20 protein-coding genes are annotated in these 24335 nt (G+C 71.1%); 17 read left to right on the forward strand and 3 right to left on the reverse strand.

Annotated features, from left to right (window positions below; translation table 11 throughout):
* Positions 1–200: 200 nt before the first annotated feature.
* The 4 genes from uvrB to ACZ45Z_RS21255 all read left to right on the forward strand — a co-directional run bounded on the left by uvrB (position 201) and on the right by ACZ45Z_RS21255 (position 6414).
* Positions 201–2333, forward strand: coding sequence for an excinuclease ABC subunit UvrB (gene uvrB / locus ACZ45Z_RS21240; RefSeq protein ID WP_468364509.1), 2133 nt, complete (start codon positions 201–203; stop codon positions 2331–2333).
* A 222-nt stretch (positions 2334–2555) separates the two neighbouring features.
* Positions 2556–3134, forward strand: coding sequence for a TerD family protein (locus ACZ45Z_RS21245; protein ID WP_468364512.1), 579 nt, complete (start codon positions 2556–2558; stop codon positions 3132–3134).
* Positions 3135–3199: 65 nt separating this feature from the next.
* Positions 3200–5242, forward strand: coding sequence for a TerD family protein (locus ACZ45Z_RS21250; RefSeq protein WP_468364514.1), 2043 nt, complete (start codon positions 3200–3202; stop codon positions 5240–5242).
* A gap of 173 nt (positions 5243–5415) precedes the next feature.
* Positions 5416–6414 (forward strand): TerC family protein, encoded by a 999-nt coding sequence (locus tag ACZ45Z_RS21255; RefSeq protein ID WP_468364517.1) that lies wholly within the window; start codon positions 5416–5418, stop codon positions 6412–6414.
* A 44-nt stretch (positions 6415–6458) separates the two neighbouring features.
* Here ACZ45Z_RS21255 and ACZ45Z_RS21260 read toward each other — a convergent pair whose 3' ends face one another.
* Entirely contained in the window at positions 6459–7115 is a 657-nt protein-coding gene (locus ACZ45Z_RS21260) for an MBL fold metallo-hydrolase (RefSeq protein WP_468364519.1), read from the reverse strand.
* A gap of 9 nt (positions 7116–7124) precedes the next feature.
* On the reverse strand, positions 7125–7868 hold the full coding sequence (locus ACZ45Z_RS21265; RefSeq protein WP_468364522.1) for a maleylpyruvate isomerase family mycothiol-dependent enzyme: 744 nt from the start codon (positions 7866–7868) through the stop codon (positions 7125–7127).
* A 381-nt stretch (positions 7869–8249) separates the two neighbouring features.
* On the opposite strand from ACZ45Z_RS21265, the gene uvrA reads away from it, so the two are divergent.
* The gene (gene uvrA, locus ACZ45Z_RS21270; RefSeq protein WP_468364525.1) at positions 8250–11285 is read left to right on the forward strand and encodes an excinuclease ABC subunit UvrA; all 3036 of its coding nucleotides are present in this window, start codon (positions 8250–8252) and stop codon (positions 11283–11285) included.
* A 309-nt stretch (positions 11286–11594) separates the two neighbouring features.
* A complete protein-coding gene (locus ACZ45Z_RS21275) occupies positions 11595–12002 on the forward strand; it encodes a Rieske (2Fe-2S) protein (protein WP_468364527.1) in 408 nt (135 codons plus the stop codon).
* A 24-nt stretch (positions 12003–12026) separates the two neighbouring features.
* Here the strand turns inward: ACZ45Z_RS21275 and ACZ45Z_RS21280 are convergent, their stop codons facing one another.
* The gene (locus ACZ45Z_RS21280; protein WP_468364529.1) at positions 12027–12965 is read right to left on the reverse strand and encodes a hypothetical protein; all 939 of its coding nucleotides are present in this window, start codon (positions 12963–12965) and stop codon (positions 12027–12029) included.
* Between the two features lie 238 nt (positions 12966–13203).
* Between ACZ45Z_RS21280 and ACZ45Z_RS21285 the strand changes: the two genes are divergently transcribed.
* The 11 genes from ACZ45Z_RS21285 (at position 13204) to ACZ45Z_RS21335 (ending at position 24194) form a co-directional block, all read left to right on the forward strand.
* Positions 13204–13824, forward strand: coding sequence for a papain-like cysteine protease family protein (locus tag ACZ45Z_RS21285; RefSeq protein ID WP_468364532.1), 621 nt, complete (start codon positions 13204–13206; stop codon positions 13822–13824).
* A gap of 4 nt (positions 13825–13828) precedes the next feature.
* Positions 13829–14710 carry a hypothetical protein gene (locus tag ACZ45Z_RS21290; protein WP_468364535.1) on the forward strand — a complete coding sequence of 294 codons (882 nt, stop codon included), beginning with the start codon at positions 13829–13831 and terminating at the stop codon, positions 14708–14710.
* A gap of 148 nt (positions 14711–14858) precedes the next feature.
* Entirely contained in the window at positions 14859–16943 is a 2085-nt protein-coding gene (uvrC, locus tag ACZ45Z_RS21295; protein ID WP_468364538.1) for an excinuclease ABC subunit UvrC, read from the forward strand.
* A 68-nt stretch (positions 16944–17011) separates the two neighbouring features.
* A complete protein-coding gene (gene rapZ / locus ACZ45Z_RS21300) occupies positions 17012–17902 on the forward strand; it encodes an RNase adapter RapZ (RefSeq protein ID WP_468364823.1) in 891 nt (296 codons plus the stop codon).
* Positions 17899–18960 carry a gluconeogenesis factor YvcK family protein gene (locus tag ACZ45Z_RS21305; protein WP_468364540.1) on the forward strand — a complete coding sequence of 354 codons (1062 nt, stop codon included), beginning with the start codon at positions 17899–17901 and terminating at the stop codon, positions 18958–18960. The genes rapZ and ACZ45Z_RS21305 overlap by 4 nt, the downstream gene beginning before the upstream one ends.
* Complete coding sequence (gene whiA / locus ACZ45Z_RS21310; protein WP_362916587.1) at positions 18951–19940, forward strand: DNA-binding protein WhiA; 990 nt, start codon at positions 18951–18953, stop codon at positions 19938–19940. The genes ACZ45Z_RS21305 and whiA overlap by 10 nt, the downstream gene beginning before the upstream one ends.
* Before the next feature lie 214 nt (positions 19941–20154).
* A complete protein-coding gene (gene gap / locus ACZ45Z_RS21315; protein WP_468364543.1) occupies positions 20155–21159 on the forward strand; it encodes a type I glyceraldehyde-3-phosphate dehydrogenase in 1005 nt (334 codons plus the stop codon).
* Positions 21160–21295: 136 nt separating this feature from the next.
* Positions 21296–22507, forward strand: a complete 1212-nt coding sequence (locus tag ACZ45Z_RS21320; RefSeq protein WP_468364545.1) for a phosphoglycerate kinase — start codon at positions 21296–21298, stop codon at positions 22505–22507.
* A gap of 38 nt (positions 22508–22545) precedes the next feature.
* Positions 22546–23301, forward strand: a complete 756-nt coding sequence (tpiA, locus tag ACZ45Z_RS21325) for a triose-phosphate isomerase (protein ID WP_468364826.1) — start codon at positions 22546–22548, stop codon at positions 23299–23301.
* A 142-nt stretch (positions 23302–23443) separates the two neighbouring features.
* On the forward strand, positions 23444–23680 hold the full coding sequence (gene secG / locus ACZ45Z_RS21330) for a preprotein translocase subunit SecG (RefSeq protein WP_393679245.1): 237 nt from the start codon (positions 23444–23446) through the stop codon (positions 23678–23680).
* A 178-nt stretch (positions 23681–23858) separates the two neighbouring features.
* Positions 23859–24194 (forward strand): RNA polymerase-binding protein RbpA, encoded by a 336-nt coding sequence (locus ACZ45Z_RS21335; protein WP_466937844.1) that lies wholly within the window; start codon positions 23859–23861, stop codon positions 24192–24194.
* The last annotated feature ends 141 nt before the right edge of the window (positions 24195–24335 follow it).

Consider the following 24335-nt stretch of genomic DNA (forward strand, 5'->3'; position numbering starts at 1 on the left):
GCCGAGTGCCTCGTGTCCGGTCCCGAGTCGTGGCGGCCGACCCTCGCCGCCCCGGCCGCCGGGCGGACCGTGGTCCCTCGGCCCGGACCGGGCGGGCGAGGCCGCGAACGCCGGCCGGCCCTGGTCCGGGGGCCCGGAAAAACCGCTGGTCGGAGCATTTGCCACGCCGGTTGTCAGTGCCGGGTCGTACGGTGGATCCCATGCGGCCCGTATCAAAGATCGAACGCACGGTGGCGCCTTTCGAGGTCGTCAGCCCCTTCCAACCCAGTGGTGACCAGCCGGCGGCCATCGCCGAGCTGGAGCGGCGCATCCGCGGGGGTGAGAAGGATGTCGTCCTGCTGGGAGCGACGGGCACCGGCAAGTCCGCGACCACCGCATGGATGATCGAGAAGCTGCAGCGCCCGACGCTCGTGATGGCGCCCAACAAGACCCTCGCGGCCCAGCTCGCCAACGAGTTCCGCGAACTGCTGCCGAACAACGCCGTCGAGTACTTCGTCTCCTATTACGACTACTACCAGCCCGAGGCGTACGTCCCCCAGTCGGACACGTACATCGAGAAGGACTCCTCCATCAACGAGGAGGTCGAACGCCTGCGCCACTCCGCGACGAACTCCCTGCTCACCCGGCGGGACGTCGTCGTGGTCGCCTCGGTGTCCTGCATCTACGGCCTGGGTACGCCACAGGAGTACGTCGACCGCATGGTGCCGCTGAAGGTCGGCGACGAGATCGACCGGGACCAGTTGCTGCGCCGCTTCGTCGACATCCAGTACACCCGCAACGACGTGGCGTTCACCCGAGGCACGTTCCGGGTCCGCGGCGACACCATCGAGATCTTCCCGGTCTACGAAGAGCTGGCCGTGCGGATCGAGATGTTCGGCGACGAGGTCGAGGCGCTGTCCACGCTGCACCCGCTCACCGGCGAGGTCATCAGCGATGACCAGGAGCTCTACATCTTCCCCGCCAGCCACTACATCGCGGGCCCCGAGCGCATGGAGAAGGCCATCGCCGGGATCGAGGCCGAGCTGGCGGAGAGCCTCGCCACGATGGAGAAGCAGGGCAAGCACCTGGAGGCGCAGCGCCTGCGCATGCGCACCACGTACGACATCGAGATGATGCGGCAGATCGGCTCCTGCTCCGGCATCGAGAACTACTCGATGCACATGGACGGCCGCGAGCCCGGCTCCGCGCCCAACACCCTCATCGACTACTTCCCCGAAGACTTCCTCCTGGTCATCGACGAGTCGCACGTCACCGTCCCGCAGATCGGCGCGATGTACGAGGGCGACGCCTCCCGTAAGCGCACCCTGGTCGAGCACGGTTTCCGGCTGCCCTCGGCCATGGACAACCGACCGCTGAAGTGGGAGGAGTTCCTGGAGCGCATCGGCCAGACCGTCTACCTGTCGGCGACCCCCGGCAAGTACGAGCTCGCGCGCGGCGACGGTTTCGTCGAGCAGATCATCCGCCCCACCGGGCTGGTCGACCCCGAGGTCGTCGTCAAGCCCACGCACGGGCAGATCGACGATCTGGTGCACGAGATCCGGGCGCGCACGGAGAAGGACGAGCGGGTCCTGGTCACCACCCTGACCAAGAAGATGGCGGAGGACCTCACCGACTACTTCCTGGAGCTCGGCATCCAGGTCCGCTACCTGCACAGCGATGTGGACACCCTGCGGCGCGTGGAGCTGCTGCGCGAGCTGCGGGCCGGCGAGTACGACGTCCTGGTCGGCATCAACCTGCTGCGGGAGGGGCTCGACCTGCCCGAGGTGTCGCTGGTGGCCATTCTGGACGCCGACAAGGAGGGCTTCCTGCGCTCCGGCTCCGCCCTGATCCAGACGATCGGGCGTGCGGCGCGCAACGTCTCCGGCCAGGTGCACATGTACGCCGACAAGATCACCCCGGCGATGGCGAAGGCCATCGACGAGACCAACCGGCGCCGCGAGAAGCAGCTCGCCTACAACAAGGAGCGCGGCATCGACCCGCAGCCGCTGCGCAAGAAGATCGGTGACATCGTCGCGACGATCGCCCGGGAGGAGATCGACACCCAGGAACTCCTGGGCTCGGGCTACCGCAAGGCATCCGACGGAAAGGACGCCAAGGCGAAGGCGCCCGTCCCGGTGCTCGGCGCCAAGGCGGCCAAGGGCAAGGGCGCCCGGGCCGGCGCGGCGGTGACGGACCGCCCGGCGGCCGAACTGGCCGGGATCATCGAGGAGATGACGGAACGGATGCGGGCCGCCGCCGCCGAGCTGCAGTTCGAGGTCGCCGCCCGGCTGCGGGACGAAGTGGGCGAGCTGAAGAAGGAGCTGCGCCAGATGAGGGAGGCGGGGGTCAAGTAACGGGCGGCGCCCGGCCCGCTCGTCCGGACCGGCCGCGCCGCCCCGCGCACGCGTCGCCGCACGTCGGCGCGGTGGTCGTCCGCGCCGCCCGCCCACGGCGGCTCTGTCGCAGAAATGCCACAGAACGCGGGCCTTGGGCCTCCTCGGCCCGCCGTCGTGCGTAGGGTCGAGGGGCCGCCGGAAGGGCGGGCGGGGATCAGTAGGAGAGAGAGGGGACGGCGCGTGTCGGTCAATTTGTCCAAGGGACAGGGCATCAGCCTGGAGAAGTCCGACGGAGGGACCCTGACCGCGGTGCGGATGGGGCTGGGCTGGCGCTCGGCGCCGCGGCGTGGGCTGTTCGGGCGGCGCACCAGCGAGATCGACCTCGACGCCTCGGCGGTGCTGTTCGCCGGCAAGGAGCCGATCGACGTGGTCTTCTTCCGGCACCTCGTCAGCGACGACGGCTCGGTGCGCCACACCGGCGACAACGTGGTCGGCGGCGCGGGCCAGGGCGGCGACGACGAGGCGATTTTGGTGGACCTGGCGCGGGTGCCGGTGCACATCGACCAGATCGTCTTCACCGTAAACTCCTTCACCGGCCAGAGCTTCGCCGAGGTGCAGGACGCGTTCTGCCGTCTGGTGGACGAGAACAACGGCCAGGAGCTGGCCCGTTACACCCTCACGGGTGGCGGCAACTACACCGCGCAGATCATGTCCAAGGTGCACCGTGCCGGCAACGGCTGGCAGATGACCGCCATCGGTGAGCCGGCCAACGGCCGTACGTTCCAGGACGTCGTGCCGGCGATCGTGCCGCACCTGTAAACCACCACCGGCCCGGGACGCGGAACACCACGGCCCGGGACGCCACACCATCAGGGGGAACACCGATGACGGCCCAGCTCGTCCGGGGACAGAACCATCCGCTGGACCGGACCCGTGTGGAGATCCGGGTCACGGCGGGCGGGCCCGTCATGGCCGGGGTCACGCTCGGCGACGAGCGGGGCAGGCTGCCGGGCGCCGAGGCCGTGGCCCACCCCGGCGCGCCCCGGCTCCCCGGCATCGAGGTTCCCCGGCAGGCCGCGGCCGAGCACCGCATCGCCGTGGACCTCGGCGCGCTCTCGGACGCCGTACACCGGGTCAACGTGCTGCTGGCGCTGCCCGCCGGCCCCGGCCGCCCGGCCGGTTTCGGCGCGACCGCCGCCCCGTCCGTCGCCGTCACCGGCCTCGACGGCAGCCCGCTGGCCCGCTACACCCTCACCGGCCTGGGCGCCGAGTCCGCCGTCGTCGCCGTGGAGTTGTACCGCCGGCAGGGCGCCTGGAAGGTGCGCGCCGTGGGGCAGGGCTACGCCGGCGGCCTCGCCGCGATGCTGCACGACCAGGGCCTGCCCCGGGCGGCGGAACTGGCCGCGGAGATCGAGGCGGCGGTCAGCGCCGGCCACGCGCGGGCGGTCCCCGCGCCGGTCGCCGCCCACCGCGCCGAGCGGCCCGGGGAACACCCGGCGGGCGCACCCGCCACGGACCCGCCCGTGCCCCACGGCCCGTCCACGCCCGCCGCCCCCACCGCCGGCCTGGCCCCCACCGCGGCCACGCCCGCCCCGGCTACCCCACCACCCGCCGACGCCCCGGCCGCCGGCCCCATCGACTACCGGCACCCCAAGCGCCGCCCGGCCACCCCCAAGACCGCGACCACGACCTCAGCGGCGCCGCCCGGGGGCGCCGCCGCCTCCGACGGCCCACCTCCGCCGGTAGCCGGTGACGCCGCCGGGTGGAGCATGGAGGAACGGCTCTACAACCAGGTCTGGGGCATGTTCGAGGACCTGGCGCGCTCGGTCGCCGCCTACCGCAGCGCCTCCGACTTCGCCGAGTCCCGCCTGGAGCAGGAGCTCGACAGGGCCCTCGCCGACCCCCGCAACCGCCTCGGCACGGCCGCCGACGCGGCGCGCGCCACCGCCCGCGACAAGCACGCCTCGCTCCTCACCCAGGCCCGCGCCGCCCTCGACCGGGACCTCGCCCAGCTCGCCGCCGAATCACAGGTGGTGGAGCCCGCGCTGCCGCCCGCCTTCGCCCGCTGGGACCACCCCGTATGGCAGGGCTACCACGTGCCGCTGGAGCGGCCGATGGCACTCCGCCTGGGCGATCTGCACCTTCCGGAGGTCCTGGACCTGCGCATCCCCATGCTCGTACGCCTCCCCCTGGAGCGCGGACTGTGGATCGACAGCGGGCGCCCCGCCCACCCGCACGGCGGCGGTCGCGAACCCGAGCGCGCGTACGGCCGCCGGGAGTTGGGCAGCGCGCTGACGGACGGTCCGCCGGACGAGGCCGAGCTGCGCCGCCTCGCCCTGGAGACCGCCGTCGCCATCGCCGCCCGGCTGCTCGCCATCCATCCCGCGGGCGACTTCGCCGTCCAGGTCATCGATCCCGGGGGAACGGCGGCGCCCGCGCTCGCCCCGCTGCTGGAGACCGGCGCGCTGCGCGAGGCGCCGGCCGCCGGGGCGAAGGGCGTGACCGACGTTCTGGAGGCGTTGATCCGGCGCGTTGACCTGATCCAGATGGCGGTGCGCAACCGGGCCGCGGATTCCCTGCCGCCGGACCTGGACACCGCCGAACAACTGCTGATCGTCCACGACTTCCCGCACGGCTTCGACGACCGGGCCCTGACCCAACTCCGCTATCTGGCCGACGAGGGCCCGGCGGTCGGCGTGCATCTGATGATGGTCGCGGACCGGTCCCAGTCGCAGGAGTTCGGTCCGGTCCTGGACCCGCTGTGGCGGGCGCTGCTGCGGATCACGCCCGTACCCGACGCGCATCTCGCCGATCCCTGGGTCGGGCATGCCTGGACGTACGAGCCGCCGCTCGCGCCGCGGGGCAGCCGGGTGGTGCGGCAGGTGCTGGGCCGGCTCGCCGAGGCCCGCCGGGCCGACCCGAGCTGACCGCCCCCGACCGTCGCGGCACCGAAGCCGCCACTCCTTGCCAGCAAGCCACTGACCAGCAGTTTTGCCCTTACCTTTACTATTACTTTCCCTTCCTTTACCTTTGGTGGTGCGGAGGGAAGCCCTCCAGCAGCGACGACGCTGTCAGTGCCGTATGAACTGCCGGAGGAGAAGTGGACGTATCCCTGACCGTGTGGGCGCTGACCATTCTTGGTCTGTGTGCCCTCATCACCGCCGATTTCTTCATCGGCGGACGCAAACCGCACGAGGTCTCCCTCAAGGAGGCCGGCATCTGGACCGGTGTCTGGGTCGCGCTCGCCGCGCTCTTCGGCCTTGGCCTGTTCCTGTTCGGCGGCGGCGCGCCCGCCGGTGAGTTCTTCGCCGGCTTCCTCACCGAGAAGTCCCTGAGCGTCGACAACCTCTTCGTCTTCGTGCTGATCATGGCCAAGTTCGCGGTCCCGGCGATCTACCAGCAGCGCGTCCTGATGGTCGGCGTCCTGATCGCGCTGGTGCTCCGGGCCGGTTTCATCGGCGCGGGCGCGGCGATCATCGCCAACTTCTCCTGGGTGTTCTACGTCTTCGGCGCGTTCCTCGTCTGGACGGCCTGGAAGCTCATCAAGGAGGCGCGGGCCGAGAAGGCGACCGCGTCGCAGGAGGAAGCGGAGTTCGAGGAGAACCGCTTCCTGAAGCTGGTCGAGAAGCGATTCCCCTCGACCGACACCTACCACGGCACCAAGCTGTTCACGGTCGAGAACGGCAAGCGGCTGATGACGCCGATGCTGATCGTCATGCTGGCCATCGGCACCACCGACGTCCTCTTCGCGCTGGACTCCATACCGGCGATCTTCGGCCTCACCCAGGACCCGTACATCGTCTTCACCGCGAACGCCTTCGCGCTGATGGGCCTGCGCCAGCTTTACTTCCTCATCGGTGGCCTGCTGAAGAAGCTGGTCCACCTCTCGTACGGCCTGTCCGTCATCCTCGGCTTCATCGGCGTGAAGCTGGTGCTCCACGCCCTGCACGAGTCGGGCCTGAGCGTTCCGGAGATCAGTATTCCGGTGTCGCTGGGCGTCATCTGCGCCGTCCTCGCCTTCACGACGGTCACCAGCCTGCACGCCTCCAAGAGGCAGGCGGCGGCCGAGGCGGAGTCACGGGAGAGCGTCGACGCCTGACGTGCGGGGCGCGTCGCGGTGGGAGCCGGGCGGCGCCGGCCCGGCTACCAGCCGCGCTCGCGCCACTCCGCCAGATGCGGCCGCTCGGCGCCGAGCGTGGTGTCGTTGCCGTGTCCCGGGTAGACCCAGGTCTCATCGGGCAGCCGGTCGAAGAGCTTGTTCTGCACATCGTCGATGAGGCGCGCGAAGTCCTCGGCGTCGCCCCGGGTGTTGCCGACGCCGCCGGGGAAGAGGCAGTCACCGGTGAACAGGTGCGGGGCGCCGTGCGGGTCGTCGTAGACCAGCGCGATGCTGCCCGGGGTGTGGCCGACCAGGTGGCGGGCGGTCAGGGTGACGCGGCCGACGGTGAGGGTGTCGCCGTCGTCCAGCAGCACGTCCGTGGGGACGGGGATGCCCTCGGCGTCGTACCGCCCCGCGTACGTCCGCGCGCCCGTCGCGTCGACGACCTCGCGCAGCGCACCCCAGTGGTCACCGTGCTGGTGCGTGGTGACGACGGAGGCGAGGCCGCTGTCGCCGATCAGCGACAGGAGGGTGTGCGGTTCGGCGGCCGCGTCGATCAACAACTGCTCGTCGGTCGCCCGGCACCGCAGCACGTAGGCGTTGTTGTCCATCGGACCGACCGCGACCTTGGAGATCATCAGGTCGGTCAGCTCGTGCACGTCGGCCGGTCCGCCGACCTTGACTGCTCCGCTGTAACCCATGAGGCCACTCTAGAGGGGCGGGACGGCGGGCAGCGCGCAGCCGTGGGTGTCGAGTTGGCCCCCGTCGTCGCGTCCGGTGAGCCAGCCGACGAGGGCCGCCGGGGAGCCCGTCACGACCACCGGCGCGACCTCGTCGCCCGGCCCGGGGTCCGCGCGCCCGGTGCGCCACCGCCGGCCGTCCGTGGTCCGCAGCTCCAGGGCGGGCAGATCCGGATGCCCGGCGAACTTCACCTCCGACAAGAACGCCAGCTCGCTGTCGAGGAAGGCGGCCGGCAGCTCGGTGAGGGTGTAGCCGACGCCGAGGTCGACGTGGTGCAGCTCCACCTCGGCCAGCCGTCGCAGCGGCAGCCGGTCGGCCCGCTCGATGACGCCGTTGCGCATCTCGACCTCGTACTCCCGGCGCTCGGCGGGCAGCGCGTCCGCCGCGGCGTCGAACCGCGCGGCGCTCTCCCGCAGGTCGCGCAGATGTGCGGCGAGCGAACGGTCCGCGTCCCGGGCGATGTCGGCGTCGCGGGCCGCGGCACCGGCGTACATGGGCGTGGGTACGCCGGTCCTCGCCCAGGTGAGCAGGTTGACCAGCGCGTCCGCGTTGCGCGCGAGATGGGCCAGGACATGGCCGCGGGTCCAGTCCGGCAGCAGCGACGGTTCGCCGATCGCCTCGTCGTCGAGCTTTCCCACCGAGACCAGCAGCCGGTCGGTGGCCTCGCGGACAGCGGCCGCGTCGTGCGCGAAATCTGGCGGAGTCTGCGTCATGGTCCGACGCTAGCGCCGCGAGGCCGAGTTAGGGAGTCGGCAGGCATGGATCCGGGCGTACGCGGGTGGCGCGGCAGGGGGCGAGCGGGCGGCGGGCGGCACGGCCGAGATCGCCCGCGCGGTGGGCGCGGGGTGTGACGAGGACTGCGCCGGGGCCGGGAAGGTTGTGGGGCCGCCACACGTTTGGGTGAAGTGGGCTTGCCAAGACCGTAAATCGAATGTGCGTGCTATAGGCTCGTGTGTGGCATCCCAAAGACAGTGCCGCGGCGGTCCCCATACCCTGGGGCGTGGGCTCCGCTCCGCTCCGCCGCCCGTGCTCACTCACCGAGCGGCGGACGCAGAGCCGCGGCTCCCCGCCCTCTCCAGAAAGGTGCGACCGGCGTGGCCGACCGTCTCATCGTCCGTGGCGCTCGCGAGCACAACCTCCGCAACGTCTCGCTCGACCTCCCCCGCGACTCCCTCATCGTCTTCACGGGGCTCTCCGGGTCGGGCAAGTCCTCGCTCGCGTTCGACACGATCTTCGCCGAGGGGCAGCGACGCTACGTCGAGTCACTGTCCTCCTACGCCCGGCAGTTCCTCGGACAGATGGACAAGCCCGATGTGGACTTCATCGAGGGCCTGTCCCCGGCGGTCTCGATCGACCAGAAGTCGACCTCGCGCAACCCGCGCTCGACGGTCGGCACGATCACCGAGGTCTACGACTACCTCCGCCTGCTCTTCGCCCGCATCGGCAAACCGCACTGCCCCGAGTGCGGCCGGCCGATCGCCCGCCAGTCCCCGCAGGCCATCGTGGACAAGGTCCTGGAGCTCCCCGAGGGCAGCCGGTTCCAGGTGCTCTCGCCGCTGGTGCGCGAGCGCAAGGGCGAGTTCGCCGACCTCTTCTCCGACCTCCAGACCAAGGGCTACAGCCGGGCCCGGGTCGACGGCGAGACCATCCAGCTCTCCGAGCCGCCCAAGCTCAAGAAGCAGGAGAAGCACACCATCGAGGTGGTCGTCGACCGCCTGACCGTCAAGGAGACCGCCAAGCGGCGGCTGACCGACTCCGTGGAGACGGCCCTCGGGCTCTCCGGCGGCATGGTCATCCTCGACTTCGTCGACCTCGACGCCGACGACCCGCAGCGCGAGCGGATGTATTCCGAGCACCTGTACTGCGCCTACGACGACCTGTCCTTCGAGGAGCTGGAGCCCCGCTCCTTCTCCTTCAACTCGCCCTTCGGCGCCTGCCCCGACTGCACGGGTATCGGCACGCGCATGGAGGTCGACCCCGAGCTGATCATCCCGGACGAGGACAGGTCCCTCGATGACGGCGCGATCCACCCCTGGTCGCACGGCCACACCAAGGAATACTTCGGCCGCCTGGTGAACGCCCTGGCGGACGCCCTCGGATTCCGTACGGACATCGCCTGGGCCGGACTGCCGCAGCGGGCGAAGAAGGCCCTGCTGCACGGCCACAAGACCCAGATCGAGGTCCGCTACCGCAACCGTTACGGCCGCGAGCGGGCCTACACCACCCCCTTCGAAGGCGCGGTGCCGTTCGTCAAGCGCCGGCACAGCGAGGCGGAGAGCGACAGCAGCCGCGAGCGCTTCGAGGGCTACATGCGCGAGGTGCCCTGTCCGACCTGTGAGGGGACGCGGCTCAAGCCGATCGTGCTGGCGGTCACGCTCCACGGGAAGTCGATCGCCGAGGTCGCGGCCATGTCGATCAGCGACTGCGCCGACTTCCTGCGCGAGATGAAGCTCAACGCCCGCGAGAAGACGATCGCCGAGCGGGTCCTGAAGGAGGTCAACGAACGGCTGAGGTTCCTGGTCGACGTCGGCCTGGACTACCTCTCGCTGAACCGCGCCGCGGGCACCCTCTCCGGCGGCGAGGCCCAGCGCATCCGCCTCGCCACCCAGATCGGCTCCGGCCTGGTGGGCGTGCTCTACGTCCTGGACGAGCCGTCGATCGGCCTGCACCAGCGCGACAACCACCGCCTCATCGAGACGCTGGTACGCCTGCGCGACATGGGCAACACCCTCATCGTGGTCGAGCACGACGAGGACACCATCAAGGTCGCCGACTGGGTCGTGGACATCGGTCCGGGCGCGGGCGAGCACGGCGGCAAGGTGGTGCACAGCGGTCCGATGAAGGAGCTGCTGGCCAACAAGGAGTCGATCACCGGCCAGTACCTGTCCGGGAAGCGGGCCATCCCGATGCCGGACATCCGCCGCCCCGCCGACCCGGCCCGCCGGCTGACGGTGCACGGCGCGAAGGAGAACAACCTCCGCGACATCGACGTCTCCTTCCCCCTCGGGGTGCTGACGGCCGTCACGGGCGTCTCCGGTTCCGGCAAGTCGACGCTGGTCAACGACATCCTCTACACCCACCTGGCGCGCGAGCTGAACGGCGCCAAGTCGGTGCCCGGCCGGCACACCCGGGTGGACGGCGACGACCTGGTGGACAAGGTCGTGCACGTCGACCAGTCGCCGATCGGCCGGACGCCGCGCTCCAACCCGGCCACGTACACCGGGGTCTTCGATCACGTCCGCAAGCTGTTCGCGGAGACGATGGAGGCGAAGGTCCGCGGTTATCTGCCGGGCCGCTTCTCCTTCAACGTCAAGGGCGGCCGCTGCGAGAACTGCTCCGGCGACGGCACGATCAAGATCGAGATGAACTTCCTCCCGGACGTGTACGTCCCGTGCGAGGTCTGCCACGGTGCGCGCTACAACCGCGAGACGCTGGAGGTGCACTACAAGGGCAAGTCCATCGCCGAGGTGCTGGACATGCCCATCGAAGAGGCGCTGGACTTCTTCGAGGCGGTGCCGACCATCTCCCGGCACCTGCGGACGCTCAATGAGGTCGGCCTGGGCTACGTCCGCCTGGGCCAGTCCGCGCCGACCCTCTCGGGTGGCGAGGCGCAGCGTGTGAAGCTGGCAAGCGAGCTCCAGAAGCGTTCGACCGGCCGCACGGTCTACGTCCTGGACGAGCCGACCACCGGTCTGCACTTCGAGGACATCAGCAAGCTGATCACGGTGCTGTCCGGGCTGGTCGACAAGGGCAACTCCGTCATCGTCATCGAGCACAACCTCGATGTGATCAAGACGGCCGACTGGGTTGTGGACATGGGCCCGGAGGGCGGCAGCGGCGGCGGACTGATCGTCGCCGAGGGCACGCCGGAGGAGATCGCGGCGATCCCGGCCAGCCACACCGGCAAGTTCCTGCGGGAGATCCTCGGCGACCGCGTCAGCGATGCCGCACCCGCCCGGAAGCCGGCGAAGAAGGCCGCGGTGGCCAGGACCTCGGCGGCGGCCCGTAAGGCCACGGCGAAGACGGTCACGGCCAAGACGGCGACGGGCAAGACGGCGACGGGCAAGACGGCGACGGCGAAGAAGCCCGCGGCCAAGAAGACGGCGACGGGGGCCCGCCGGGCCACCTGACGCCGCCAAGCTGTCCCGGCCGGGCTCGCGCCCCGCCGAGCTGGCCGCCGCCTCCTCGCCACGTGTCGCGAGGACGGCGGCGGCCCGTCGGCTGCCGCCCTCCTCGGGGGGACGGGGCTACGGCCGCACGGCCATAACCGGACGGGACCGTACCGGTATCGTCGGGCCGGGTGCTCACGGGCTCACGGACCCACGGCCCACAGGCCCACGGCCCACAGGCCACGGGCCACGGGCCCCTGCGGCCCCCGGAATCGCAGACCGCCGATCACCACCCTTCGCCACTCCTCGCCCCGACCTACTGGAGAAGTCATGAGCCAGCCCCCCGCCCGCCGGACCGTGCTGCGTGGGGCCGCCGCCGCGGGTGCCGCCGGTTTCGGGGTGGCGGCTTGCTCCCCGTCCGGCTCGGATGCCGGGGCGGGGCCCACCGAGCCGGTCGATCTGGGAGCCGCCGCCGACGTTCCGGTCGGCGGCGCCAAGCTCTACCGCGAGGAACGGCTCGTGGTGTCGCAGCCGGCCAAGGGCGAGTACAAGTGCTTCAGCGCGAAGTGCACCCACGCGGGCTGCGTGCTGACCGAGGTCGACAAGGAGCAGGGCCGGTGCCCGTGTCACGGCAGCCGCTTCGACGTCACGACCGGCGAGGTCGTCGAGGGCCCGGCGTCCCAGCCGCTGCCCGAGGTCCCCGTCAAGGCCAAGGCAGGCAAGCTGATCGCGGGCTGACCGCCCAGCGGCCCCGCCCCTCGCTCACCCCCAGTCCCACCCGATCCCCAGGATCCCGGGCCGCACCCCCTGCTCCACCAGATGCACGGCCGGGTGCCGTCCGCTCAGTGTCAGCTCCTGCTGGGCGCTGCGCGGGGCGGTCGCGGAGGACTGCGCGAAGCGGCGGCAGCGTACCGGCAGGGCCGCCTCGTCGAAGCGGACCTGGAGGACGTACTGGCCGCCGGCGAAGCTGAAACCGCGGACGTACTCGCTGCTCGGGCCGCCGCTGCCGTCCTCGAAGACATAGCCGAAGACATGGGTGTCACCGGCCCGCAGCCGGGTGTCGAAGAGCAGCTCGGCGACCACCACCCCGGTGCCGGCGTCCCCGCGCACCCGCCCCAGCCGGCAGTTCTCCGCGGCCCGCACCACCACCCGCGTGGGATCGCAGCCGGTGTCGCCGCGATGGATGGCGACGTAGCGGTCCACGCCGTCCCGGTGCGCCCGGACCACCTGCAGCGACTCCCGCTCGCTCAGCTCGCGCCGCGGTCCTATCCGGACCCGCTCGTGATGCCCGACGGTGTGCAGGCCGCCGTCCGCGGGCGTCCCCAGCTCGGCGAAGAGCTGGCGCAGCGCGTCGGCGGGCGCGACCAGCGAACGGTAGGAGCGGCCGGCCGGCCGCTCGGCCTCGGGGCGGGCACCGGCCTCGGGCACCAGCAGCCGGTGCAGCGAACGCGGGGGCAGGTCGAGTACCTCCTCCAGGGCGCGCACCGCCCGCAGCGACTCGGGGCGCTGCGGGCGCCGGGCCCCCTGCTGCCAGTAACTCAGGCTCGTCACGCCGACCTTGATGCCGCGCTGGGCGAGCTTGTGCTGGATACGGTGGAGGGCGAGGCCGCGCGCGACGAGGGCGCTGCGCAGCGCGAGATGGAACGGACCGGTCCGCAGCAACTGGGCCAGCTCGGCCGACTCGGGGACGTTCTGTGCCATTGCCTCAATCCTCCGGCGCGCGGGTGAACGTTCACAACCGGATCGCGCGCCGTGCGCTCTCCCCGCTTGTTCACCGCGGTACGCCGGGCACCGGTCGTTCACATCCGGGCCCGCTCGTTCACACGCCCATGTCATCCCGCATTGAAGCGTGTTGACCTGCCTGCGACAACACCTGATGCTCCTCATCAGCATCCGGATGCGCTCCTCTCACCCCTCACCCCCCTCCGGGAGGAACGCCATGACCCGTGCGCCTTTCGCACGCCCTTCGCGGCGCAGATGGCTGTCGGCCGCAGCCCTCGCCACCGCCGCACTGACCGCGCTCCCCGTGACCACCGCCTCGGCGGCCACGCCCCCCGCGCCCCCGGCGCACACCGCGTTCGCCGCCAACCGCCTCGACATCTCGATGCAGGCCCAGGAGAAGACCAACTGGTGCTGGGCCGGCTCCGGCAACACCATCGCGTCCTGGTACGGCAGGAACTACAGCCAGAACCAGTTCTGCAACGCCGCCTTCCGCCGCCAGCAGGGCACCACCTGCCCCAACAACCAGGCGACGCTCGGCAACGTGCAGAACGCCTTCGACTGGATGGGCATCAACTCCGGCTCCTACGTGACCGGGTATCTGCGCTACAGCACCGTCCAGAACGAGATCAACGCCAACCGGCCCATCGAGACCCGCATCCAGTGGTCCTCCGGCGGCGGCCACATGCACGTCGTCTACGGCTTCGACACGGACCGGAACTGGGTCTACTGGGGCGACCCGTGGGGCTCCAACAACCGCTACAACTGGGGCGACTACGACTACTACGTGAACGGCAGCTCCTTCTCCTGGACCCACTCCCTCTACCGGATAGGAGCCTGAGGCCATGACGAAGCGCACCGTCGCACGCGCCGCCGCCACCGGCACGCTCGCCACCGTTCTCCTCGGCCTCGCCCCGTCGTCCGCGCAGGCCGCCGACACCCCGGCGCCGCCGAAGGCACCGGCCCCCGCCGGCGTCGCCGCCGCCCACCGGGCCGCCGCCGACCCCGCGACGCTGGCCACCCTCGCCCGGTTCTTCGCCCAGGACCGGGCCGGCGGCGCCCACGCCGCCGCTCCCGGCGCCGCGCAGGCCGCCCCGCGTATCGAGGGCGACGCCGTCCCCGTCTACGTCCTGTCGCCGGACTTCGTCCGCGGCAAGGCCGGCGCCCCCGTCGCCCGCCTGGAGTTCCTCGCCAGCCGGGCGGTCGCCGCCGACGGCCGCAAGGCATCGGTGTGGACCGCGCGGCAGGGCGCCGCGTGGAAGGTCGTCAACATCGCCAGCGGCGACGACGAGACCCGCTACACCGCGGCCGGTGCGGCGAAGGGCGGCCGGGGCACCGTCTTCCACGAGCCGCAGATCGACGCCTGGTACGTGCAGCGCGGCGACCGCGTGGAGCCCCTCGACGCGGACGCCGCGAAGGCCGTCGGCGCCCACGGCACGACCGTCGCCGCCTACCAGCGGCGGGTGGCGAAGGCGTACGGCGACAAGCTCCCCGGCTCCGCCTACGACAAGCGCGGTCGGGCCGGCGGATACGGGTCCGAGGCCGCCACGGAGGCCGCCCCGCACGTCGCGGCCGGCCAGGGCGGCGCCGGGCGCCCCGTCGCGGCCGCCGCGACGGGGGACGACAGCTTCGCGCTGACCGCGGCCTCGTCCGTGGCGGGCGTCGCCGCCCTGGCCGCCCTCGGCCTGTGCTCCGCCGCTGCACTGCGCCGGAGCCGCCGAAGCTGAGCCGCCCGTAGAACGCGCAGGGGCCCCGGTCCGCCGACGCCGGCCGCGGCCCCTGCGATCCACTCGCGCGCCGCGCCCTCCGGCGCCCGCCCCCGCGCGCGCCGTCCGGGGACCGTGATTGTCGGTGGCGGTCAGTAGGGTGGTGGGCATGGCAGACCCCAGCAGCTACCGACCCAAGCCGGGACAGATCCCCGACTCGCCGGGGGTCTATAAGTTCCGCGACGAACACGGCCGGGTCATCTACGTCGGCAAGGCCAAGAGCCTGCGCCAGCGCCTGGCCAACTACTTCCAGGACCTGGCCGGGCTGCACCCGCGCACCCGCACGATGGTCACCACCGCCGCCGCCGTGGAGTGGACCGTCGTCTCCACCGAGGTCGAGGCCCTCCAGCTCGAATACAGTTGGATCAAGGAGTTCGACCCCCGCTTCAACGTCAAGTACCGCGACGACAAGAGCTATCCGTATCTCGCGGTGACCCTCAACGAAGAGTTCCCGCGCGTCCAGGTCATGCGCGGCGCCAAGAAGAAGGGCGTGCGCTACTTCGGCCCGTACGCCCACGCCTGGGCCATCCGCGAGACCGTCGACCTGATGCTGCGCGTCTTCCCCGTGCGCACCTGCTCCGCCGGCGTCTTCAAGCGCTCCGCCCAGATCGGCCGCCCCTGCCTGCTGGGCTACATCGGCAAGTGCTCGGCCCCCTGCGTCGAGCGGATCTCCGCCGCCGAGCACCGCGAACTCGCCGAGGAGTTCTGCGACTTCATGGCCGGTCGGACCGGCGCGTACATCCGCCGCCTGGAGCGGAAGATGCGGGACGCCGCCGAGGAGATGGAGTACGAGAGCGCCGCCCGGCTGCGCGACGACATCGTGGCCCTGAAGAGGGCCATGGAGAAGAGCGCCGTGGTGCTCGCCGACGCCACCGACGCCGACCTCATCGCCGTCGCCGAGGACGAACTCGAAGCCGCCGTCCAGATCTTCCACGTCCGCGGCGGCCGGGTCCGCGGCCAGCGCGGCTGGGTCACCGACAAGGTCGAGGCCGTCACCACCGCCGGCCTCGTCGAACACGCCCTCCAGCAGCTCTACGGCGAGGAGCAGGGCGACGCCGTACCCAAGGAAGTACTGGTCCCGGCGCTGCCCGAGCCGGTCGAGCCGGTCCAGCAGTGGCTCTCCGAGCGCCGCGGCTCCCAGGTCTCGCTGCGCATACCGCAGCGCGGCGACAAAAAAGACCTGATGGCCACGGTCGGGCGCAACGCCCAGCAGGCCCTGGCCCTGCACAAGACCAAGCGGGCCTCCGACCTGACCACCCGCTCCCGCGCCCTGGAGGAGATCTCCGAGGCCCTCGGCCTGGATTCGGTGCCGCTGCGCATCGAGTGCTTCGACATCTCCCACCTCCAGGGCGAGGACGTCGTCGCCTCCATGGTGGTCTTCGAGGACGGCCTGGCCCGTAAGAGCGAGTACCGCCGCTTCCAGATCACCGGCCGGGTCGGCGACACGCAGGTCTGGCACGGCGAGGGCCAGGACGACGTCCGGTCCATGCACGAGGTGGTCGCCCGCCGCTTCCGGCGCTACCTCCAGGAGAAGCAGAAGTCCGGGGAGTGGACGGAGGAGCCGTCCGCCGGCGCCCCCGTGGACGACGACGGCTCGGCGGAGCCGGCCCCGACGGCCGGGCGCCCCGTGGACGAGGAGGGCCGCCCCAAGCGGTTCGCCTACCCACCCCAGCTCGTCGTCGTCGACGGCGGCGCCCCGCAGGTCGCGGCCGCCCGGCGGGCCCTGGACGAGCTCGGCATCGACGACGTCGCCGTCTGCGGCCTGGCCAAGCGCCTCGAAGAGGTCTGGCTGCCCGGGGACGACGACCCCGTGGTGCTGCCGCGCCACAGCGAGGGCCTCTACCTCCTCCAGCGCGTCCGTGACGAAGCCCACCGCTTCGCCATCACCTACCAGCGCGGCAAGCGCGGCAAGCGGCTGCGGGCCTCGCCGCTCGACGCCGTCGCCGGACTCGGCGACAGCCGCCGCCAGGCCCTGCTCAAGCACTTCGGCTCGCTCAAGAAGCTGCGGGCCGCCACCGTGGAGGAGATCTGCGAGGTCCCGGGCGTCGGACGCAAGACAGCCGAGACGGTCGCCGCCGCACTGGCCGGGGCCCGCCCGGCCGGCCCGGCGGTGAACACCGCCACAGGAGAGATCATTGAGGATGACGGGGTCCCACCGGCCGCGTTGTCAGCAGAACGGGGGCAGGACCGATGAGCACACCGCACGAAGAGCACGGACCCACAGGAGCTGAGAGAGACGGTGCACAGGTGAGTACGGGCACGATGCGCGAGTCCGACCAGGGCGAAAGCACCGCGATTCCCGAGCTGGTGATCATCTCCGGCATGTCCGGGGCCGGCCGGAGCACCGCGGCGAAGTGCCTGGAGGACCTCGGCTGGTTCGTCGTCGACAACATCCCGCCCGAGCTCATCCCCCCGATGGTCGAGCTGGGCGCCCGCTCCCAGGGCAACGTCGCGCGCATCGCCGTCGTCGTCGACGTCCGCGGCCGCCGGTTCTTCGACAACCTCAAGGAATCCCTCGCCACCCTCGACACCCAGAACGTCAAGCGCCGCGTGGTGTTCCTGGAGTCCTCCGACGAGGCCCTGGTGCGCCGCTTCGAATCGGTCCGCCGCCCGCACCCCCTCCAGGGCGACGGCCGGATCGTCGACGGCATCGCCGCCGAGCGGGACCTGCTGCGCGAGCTGCGCGGCGACTCCGACCTGGTCATCGACACCTCCAGCCTCAACGTCCACGAACTGCGCGCCAAGATGGACGCCCAGTTCGCCGGCGAAGAGGTCCCCGAGCTGCGCGCCACCGTCATGTCCTTCGGCTTCAAGTACGGCCTGCCGGTCGACGCCGACATGGTCATCGACTGCCGCTTCATCCCCAACCCGCACTGGGTCCCCGAGCTGCGCCCCTTCACCGGCCTCAACGAAGAGGTCTCCGACTACGTCTTCAACCAGCCCGGCTCCAAGGAGTTCCTGGACGGTTACGCCGAGCTGCTGCGCCTGGTCGCCGAGGGCTACCGCCGCGAGGGCAAGCGCTACGTGACCATCGCGGTGGGCTGCACCGGCGGCAAGCACCGCAGCGTCGCGATGTCCGAGAAGCTGGCCCGCAGGCTGGTCTCCGAAGGGGTCGAAACCGTCGTCGTCCACCGGGACATGGGGCGCGAGTGACGGGGCGCGCGCTGCGGCTGCACCGGGTGCGCAGGCTCGTCCCCAGCGGCCGCAAGACGAAGGGCGCCACGCCCAAAGTGGTGGCGCTCGGCGGCGGCATGGGTCTGTCCGCCTCGCTCACCGCGCTGCGCCGCATCACCGGCGACCTGACCGCCGTGGTCACCGTCGCCGACGACGGAGGCTCCAGCGGCCGCCTGCGCGACGAACTGGGGGTGCTGCCGCCCGGCGACCTGCGCAAGGCGCTGGCCGCCCTGTGCGGCGACGACGACTGGGGCCAGACCTGGGCCCGGGTGATCCAGCACCGCTTCAAGAGCGAGGGCGAGCTGCACGACCACGCCGTCGGCAACCTGCTCATCGTCGCCCTGTGGGAGCAGCTCGGCGATCACGTCCAGGCGCTCGACCTGGTCGGCAAGCTGCTCGGCGCGCACGGCCGCGTACTCCCCATGTCCGCGGTGCCCCTCGAACTCCAGGCCCAGGTCAGGGGCCACGACCTGAACCGCCCGGACGACGTCGTCACGGTCCGCGGCCAGGCCACCGTCGCGCTCACCCGCGGCGAGGTGCAGTCCGTCCACGTCGTCCCCGAGGAGCCGCCGGCCGTCCCCGAGGCGGTCGCCGCGGTGCGCGACGCCGACTGGGTGGTGCTCGGCCCCGGCTCGTGGTTCTCCTCCGTCATCCCGCATCTTCTGGTGCCCGAACTGCGCGAGGCACTGGAGGAGACGAAGGCCCGGAAGGTCCTCTCGCTCAACCTCGCGCCCCAACCGGGCGAAACCGATGGCTTCTCCCCGCAGCGTCATTTGGAGGTTTTGGCCCGACACGCCCCTAAACTCGCCTTCGACGTGGTGCTGGCCGACAAGGCCGCCGTGCCCGACATCGAAGGTCTGACGGTTGTCGCCAAGCAGCTCGTCGGCAGCGAGGTCGAGCTGGCGGCGGTCGCCGCACAAGGAGACGACACCCGGTCGACAGCCGGGGGAGCCCCCGACCGGCACGACCCGGAGCTGCTGGCAGCCGCGTACGACCGTATTTTTCGGATGCATGGAAGGATCGGCCCATGGCGATGACGGCTGCGGTGAAGGATGAAATCTCCCGGCTCCCCGTCACCCGGACCTGCTGCCGGAAGTCGGAGGTCTCGTCGATCCTGCGGTTCGCGGGTGGTCTGCACCTGGTCAGCGGACGCATTGTGATCGAGGCGGAGCTGGACACGGGCATCGCGGCCCGCCGGCTCCGCAAGGACATCCTGGAGATCTTCGGACACTCCTCCGACCTGGTGGTGATGGCCCCCGGCGGCCTGCGGCGCGGCAGCCGCTACGTCGTCCGCGTGGTGGCCGGAGGTGATCAGCTCGCCCGGCAGACGGGTCTGGTGGACGGCCGCGGCCGCCCCATCCGCGGCCTGCCCCCACAGGTGGTCTCAGGGGCGACCTGTGACGCCGAGGCCGCCTGGCGCGGGGCGTTCCTGGCGCACGGCTCGCTCACCGAGCCCGGCCGCTCGTCGTCCCTGGAGGTGACCTGCCCCGGCCCGGAGGCCGCGCTCGCGCTGGTCGGCGCGGCCCGCCGGCTCGGCATCGGCGCCAAGGCCCGCGAGGTACGCGGCGTGGACCGCGTCGTCGTCCGTGACGGTGACGCGATCGGCGCGCTGCTGACGCGCCTGGGAGCCCACGAGTCGGTGCTCGCGTGGGAGGAGCGGCGGATGCGCCGCGAGGTCCGGGCCACCGCCAACCGCCTCGCCAACTTCGACGACGCCAACCTCCGCCGCTCGGCGCGCGCCGCGGTCGCCGCGGGCGCCCGGGTCCAGCGGGCCCTGGAGATCCTCGGCGAGGAGGTGCCCGAGCACCTCGCGGCGGCCGGCCGGCTGCGCATGGAGCACAAGCAGGCCTCCCTGGAAGAGCTGGGCGCCCTCGCCGACCCGCCGCTGACCAAGGACGCCGTCGCCGGTCGGATCCGCCGGCTGCTGGCGATGGCCGACAAGCGGGCCCAGGATCTGGGCATCCCCGGCACCGAGTCCAACCTCTCCGAGGAGCTCGCCGAAGGCATGGTCGGCTGACCTTCGCGGCCCCGCTCCCGCCCGCTCGCCCCCGGTCTCCCAGGTGATTCCGGGGGCGCGGCGCGTCCTGGCCGGGACCGCTCGGCGAGTGAGTACGACGGGCCCCTGTCAATGTCACGTACGTCTCGTATTGGAGGTAGGGTCGGAGGCGGTCGGGGAAATCCCATACAGCTCGCCGGTATCTGCACCGGCGTACCAACGAGGAGATCGGTTCGTGACGATCCGCGTAGGCATCAACGGATTCGGCCGCATTGGTCGTAACTACTTCCGCGCGCTCCTGGAGCAGGGTGCGGACATCGAGATCGTCGGTGTCAACGACCTGACCGACAACGCCACCCTGGTTCACCTGCTGAAGTACGACACCATTCTGGGTCGCCTCAAGCAGAACGTCAGCCACACCGACGACACCATCACCGTCGGCAACCAGACCTTCAAGACGATGGCCGAGCGCGACCCGGCGAACCTCCCCTGGGGCGAGCTCGGTGCCGACATCGTCATCGAGTCGACCGGCATCTTCACCAAGAAGGCCGACGCCGCCAAGCACATCGCGGCCGGTGCCAAGAAGGTCCTGATCTCCGCGCCCGCCAAGGACGAGGACATCACGATCGTGATGGGCGTCAACCAGGACAAGTACGACGCGGCCAACCACCACGTCATCTCCAACGCCTCCTGCACCACCAACTGTGTGGCGCCGATGGCCAAGGTCCTCCTGGAGAACTTCGGCATCGTCAAGGGCCTGATGACGACGGTCCACGCGTACACCAACGACCAGCGCATCCTGGACTTCCCGCACAGCGACCTGCGCCGCGCCCGTGCCGCCGCCGAGAACATCATCCCGACCACCACCGGTGCCGCCAAGGCCACCGCCCTGGTGATCCCGGAGCTCGCCGGCAAGCTCGACGGCATCGCGATGCGCGTCCCGGTCCCCACCGGTTCGGTCACCGACCTGGTCATCGAGCTGGAGCGCGAGGTGACCAAGGACGAGGTCAACGCCGCCTTCCAGAAGGCCGCCGAGGGCCAGCTCAAGGGCATCCTGGAGTACACCGAGGACGCGATCGTCTCCTCGGACATCGTCAACTGGCCGGCGTCGTGCACCTTCGACTCCTCCCTGACCATGGCCCAGGGCAAGTCGGTCAAGGTCATCGGCTGGTACGACAACGAGTGGGGCTACTCCAACCGCCTGGTGGACCTGACCACCTTCGTCGGCGGCCAGCTCTGATCGCACCCGGCTGACGCTGGGAGGGGTGCCCATGCGCAGAGGGCACCGAGAGATGTGAGGACGGGGCTCGTATGACGCGATGAAGCGTCGTACGGGCCCCGACCCATGACTGACTGAAGCAACGGAGTCACTTCTCATGAAGACGATCGACGATCTCACCGCAGAAGGGGTCGCGGGCAAGCGGGTCTTCGTCCGCGCCGACCTCAATGTGCCGCTGGACGGCACGACCATCACCGACGACGGCCGTATCCGCGCCGTCCAGCCGACGATCGCCAAGCTCGCCCAGTACGGCGCCAAGGTCATCGTCGCCTCGCACCTGGGCCGCCCCAAGGGCGCGCCGGACCCGGCCTTCTCGCTCGCCCCCGCCGCCGCGCGGCTGGGCGAACTCCTCGGCCGGGACGTGGCCTTCGCGACCGACACCGTCGGCGACTCCGCGAAGTCCGTCGTCGCCGGTCTGAGCGACGGCCAGGTCGCCGTCCTGGAAAACCTCCGCTTCAACGCGGGCGAGACCAGCAAGGACGACGCCGAACGCGGCGCCTTCGCCGACCAGCTCGCCGCCCTCGCCGACCTCTACGTCGGCGACGGCTTCGGCGCGGTGCACCGCAAGCACGCCTCCGTCTACGACCTCCCGGCGCGTCTGCCGCACGCCGCCGGCGACCTGATCGCCACCGAGGTCGGCGTCCTGAAGAAGCTCACCGAGGACGTCAAGCGCCCCTACGTCGTCGTCCTCGGCGGCGCCAAGGTCTCCGACAAGCTCGCCGTGATCGACCAGCTCCTGTCCAAGGCCGACCGGCTGCTCATCGGCGGCGGCATGGCCTACACCTTCCTCAAGGCCAAGGGCTACGAGGTCGGCATCTCCCTCCTCCAGGAGGACCAGATCCCGGCCGTCACGGAGTACATGGAGCGGGCGGAGAAGAACGGCGTCGAGCTGGTCCTGCCCGTCGACATCCTGGCCTCCTCGGAGTTCCCCGACCTGAAGACGAAGGCGCCCGCCGACTTCGTCACCGTCGACGCGGACAAGATCCCCGCCGACAAGGAGGGCCTGGACATCGGCCCGAAGACCCGCGAGCTGTTCGCCTCGAAGATCGCGGACGCCGAGACGGTGTTCTGGAACGGCCCGGTCGGGGTCGCCGAACACCCCGACTACGCCGGCGGCACCACGTCCGTCGCGCGGGCGCTGCTCGACAGCTCCGGTTTCACCGTCGTGGGCGGCGGGGACTCGGCCGCGGCCGTCCGTGCCCTCGGCTTTGATGAGAACGCTTTTGGCCATATTTCAACCGGTGGCGGTGCCAGCCTCGAATACCTCGAAGGCAAGACGCTCCCCGGCCTCGCCGCTCTGGAGGACTGAAGAACGTGACCGCTGTTAACGAGGGCCGTATCCCGCTGATGGCGGGCAACTGGAAGATGAACCTCAACCACCTCGAGGCCATCGCCCATGTCCAGAAGCTCGCCTTCGCACTCGCCGACAAGGACTTCGACGCCGTAGAGGTCGCCGTCCTGCCGCCCTTCACCGACCTGCGTTCGGTGCAGACGCTGGTCGACGGCGACAAGCTCAAGATCAAGTACGGCGCCCAGGACCTGTCGGCGCACGACTCCGGTGCCTACACCGGCGAGATCTCCGGCGCCATGCTCGCCAAGTTCAAGTGCTCCTACGTGGCCGTCGGCCACAGCGAGCGCCGCCAGTACCACGGCGAGAACGAGGAGATCTGCAACGCCAAGGTCAAGGCCGCCTACCGGCACGGCGTCACCCCGATCCTGTGCGTCGGTGAGGGCCTGGACGTCCGCAAGGCGGGCAACCAGGTCTCCCACACCCTCGCCCAGGTCGACGGCGCGCTCAAGGACATCCCGGCCGAGCAGGCCGAGACGATCGTGATCGCCTACGAGCCGGTGTGGGCCATCGGTACCGGCGAGGTCGCCACGCCCGAGGACGCGCAGGAGGTCTGCGGTGCGATCCGCGGCCGCCTCGCCGAGCTCTACAGCCAGGAGCTGGCCGACAAGGTCCGCATCCAGTACGGCGGCTCGGTCAAGTCGGGCAACGTCGCCGCGATCATGGCGCAGCCGGACGTCGACGGCGCCCTGATCGGCGGCGCGGCGCTGGACGCGGACGAGTTCGTCAAGATCGTCCGCTTCCGCGACCAGTAGCAGCTATGACGACGGGCCCGGCCCGTCGTACCCTGTCGGGGCCGGGTCCGGTGTTCAGCGCGCCGGTCCGGCCCCGCACCGTTCGCTCTTCGTCAGCGCAACGGTACGTTCCGTCCGTCAGTCCTAGAGAGTTGGTCCAGCCGTGGTCATCGGGTTCTCGATCGCCCTCATCGTCTTCAGCCTGCTGCTGATGATGCTGGTGCTCATGCACAAGGGGAAGGGCGGCGGCCTGTCCGACATGTTCGGTGGCGGTATGCAGTCCTCGGTCGGTGGCTCCTCGGTCGCCGAGCGCAACCTCGACCGCATCACCATTGTGATCGGTTTGCTGTGGTTCGCGTGCATTGTCGCCCTCGGCGTTCTGATGAAGCTCGGTAACTGACGTACCGTCGAAGACGCGGCCTATCATGAGGGCGGCGTCCTCGGACGGGTAACTCCTGTCACTGGACGCGCGTTGGGCCTTACGTAGACTGGGGCGCCCGCAGCGCAGCTTCTGTTAGAGCCCGCAGTGAAGCTGTTGTGAGAGGCTTCGCAGCACCATTACGCAGGGAGTTACGACCGTGGCAAGTGGCAACGCGATCCGAGGAAGTCGGGTCGGGGCGGGGCCGATGGGGGAGGCCGAGCGCGGCGAATCCGCGCCGCGCATCCGCATCTCCTTCTGGTGCTCCAACGGGCACGAGACGCAGCCCAGCTTCGCCGGTGACGCGCAGGTTCCGGACACCTGGGACTGCCCGCGCTGTGGTTTCCCGGCAGGCAAGGATCGGGAGAGCCCACCGGACCCGCCGCGCACCGAGCCGTACAAAACCCACCTCGCCTACGTCCGGGAGCGCCGCAGCGACGCCGACGGTGAGGCGATCCTCGCGGAGGCGCTCGCCAAGCTCCGCGGCGAGATCTGACGGGACCAGCAGGCCCGACAACCGGCCCGGGGGGGGGGGGGGGGGGGGGGCCGCCCCGGGGGGGGGGGGGTGGTTTGGGCGTCCCCTCGCTGGATTCTGGGGGGTTTGTCACCCCCCCCCCCCCCCGCTCCCACCTCCCTC

This window comes from Streptomyces sp. NPDC031210, from assembly GCF_055570395.1.

What these genes read in the sequence shown, in the direction of transcription:
- uvrB (WP_468364509.1), top strand. Translation starts at nt 201, where the DNA reads ATGCGGCCCGTATCAAAGATCGAACGCACGGTGGCGCCTTTCGAGGTC.
- ACZ45Z_RS21250 (WP_468364514.1), top strand. Translation starts at nt 3,200, where the DNA reads ATGACGGCCCAGCTCGTCCGGGGACAGAACCATCCGCTGGACCGGACC.
- ACZ45Z_RS21260 (WP_468364519.1), bottom strand. Translation starts at nt 7,115, where the DNA reads ATGGGTTACAGCGGAGCAGTCAAGGTCGGCGGACCGGCCGACGTGCAC.
- ACZ45Z_RS21265 (WP_468364522.1), bottom strand. Translation starts at nt 7,868, where the DNA reads ATGACGCAGACTCCGCCAGATTTCGCGCACGACGCGGCCGCTGTCCGC.
- ACZ45Z_RS21275 (WP_468364527.1), top strand. Translation starts at nt 11,595, where the DNA reads ATGAGCCAGCCCCCCGCCCGCCGGACCGTGCTGCGTGGGGCCGCCGCC.
- ACZ45Z_RS21280 (WP_468364529.1), bottom strand. Translation starts at nt 12,965, where the DNA reads ATGGCACAGAACGTCCCCGAGTCGGCCGAGCTGGCCCAGTTGCTGCGG.
- ACZ45Z_RS21285 (WP_468364532.1), top strand. Translation starts at nt 13,204, where the DNA reads ATGACCCGTGCGCCTTTCGCACGCCCTTCGCGGCGCAGATGGCTGTCG.
- ACZ45Z_RS21290 (WP_468364535.1), top strand. Translation starts at nt 13,829, where the DNA reads ATGACGAAGCGCACCGTCGCACGCGCCGCCGCCACCGGCACGCTCGCC.
- uvrC (WP_468364538.1), top strand. Translation starts at nt 14,859, where the DNA reads ATGGCAGACCCCAGCAGCTACCGACCCAAGCCGGGACAGATCCCCGAC.
- rapZ (WP_468364823.1), top strand. Translation starts at nt 17,012, where the DNA reads ATGCGCGAGTCCGACCAGGGCGAAAGCACCGCGATTCCCGAGCTGGTG.
- whiA (WP_362916587.1), top strand. Translation starts at nt 18,951, where the DNA reads ATGGCGATGACGGCTGCGGTGAAGGATGAAATCTCCCGGCTCCCCGTC.
- ACZ45Z_RS21320 (WP_468364545.1), top strand. Translation starts at nt 21,296, where the DNA reads ATGAAGACGATCGACGATCTCACCGCAGAAGGGGTCGCGGGCAAGCGG.
- tpiA (WP_468364826.1), top strand. Translation starts at nt 22,546, where the DNA reads ATGGCGGGCAACTGGAAGATGAACCTCAACCACCTCGAGGCCATCGCC.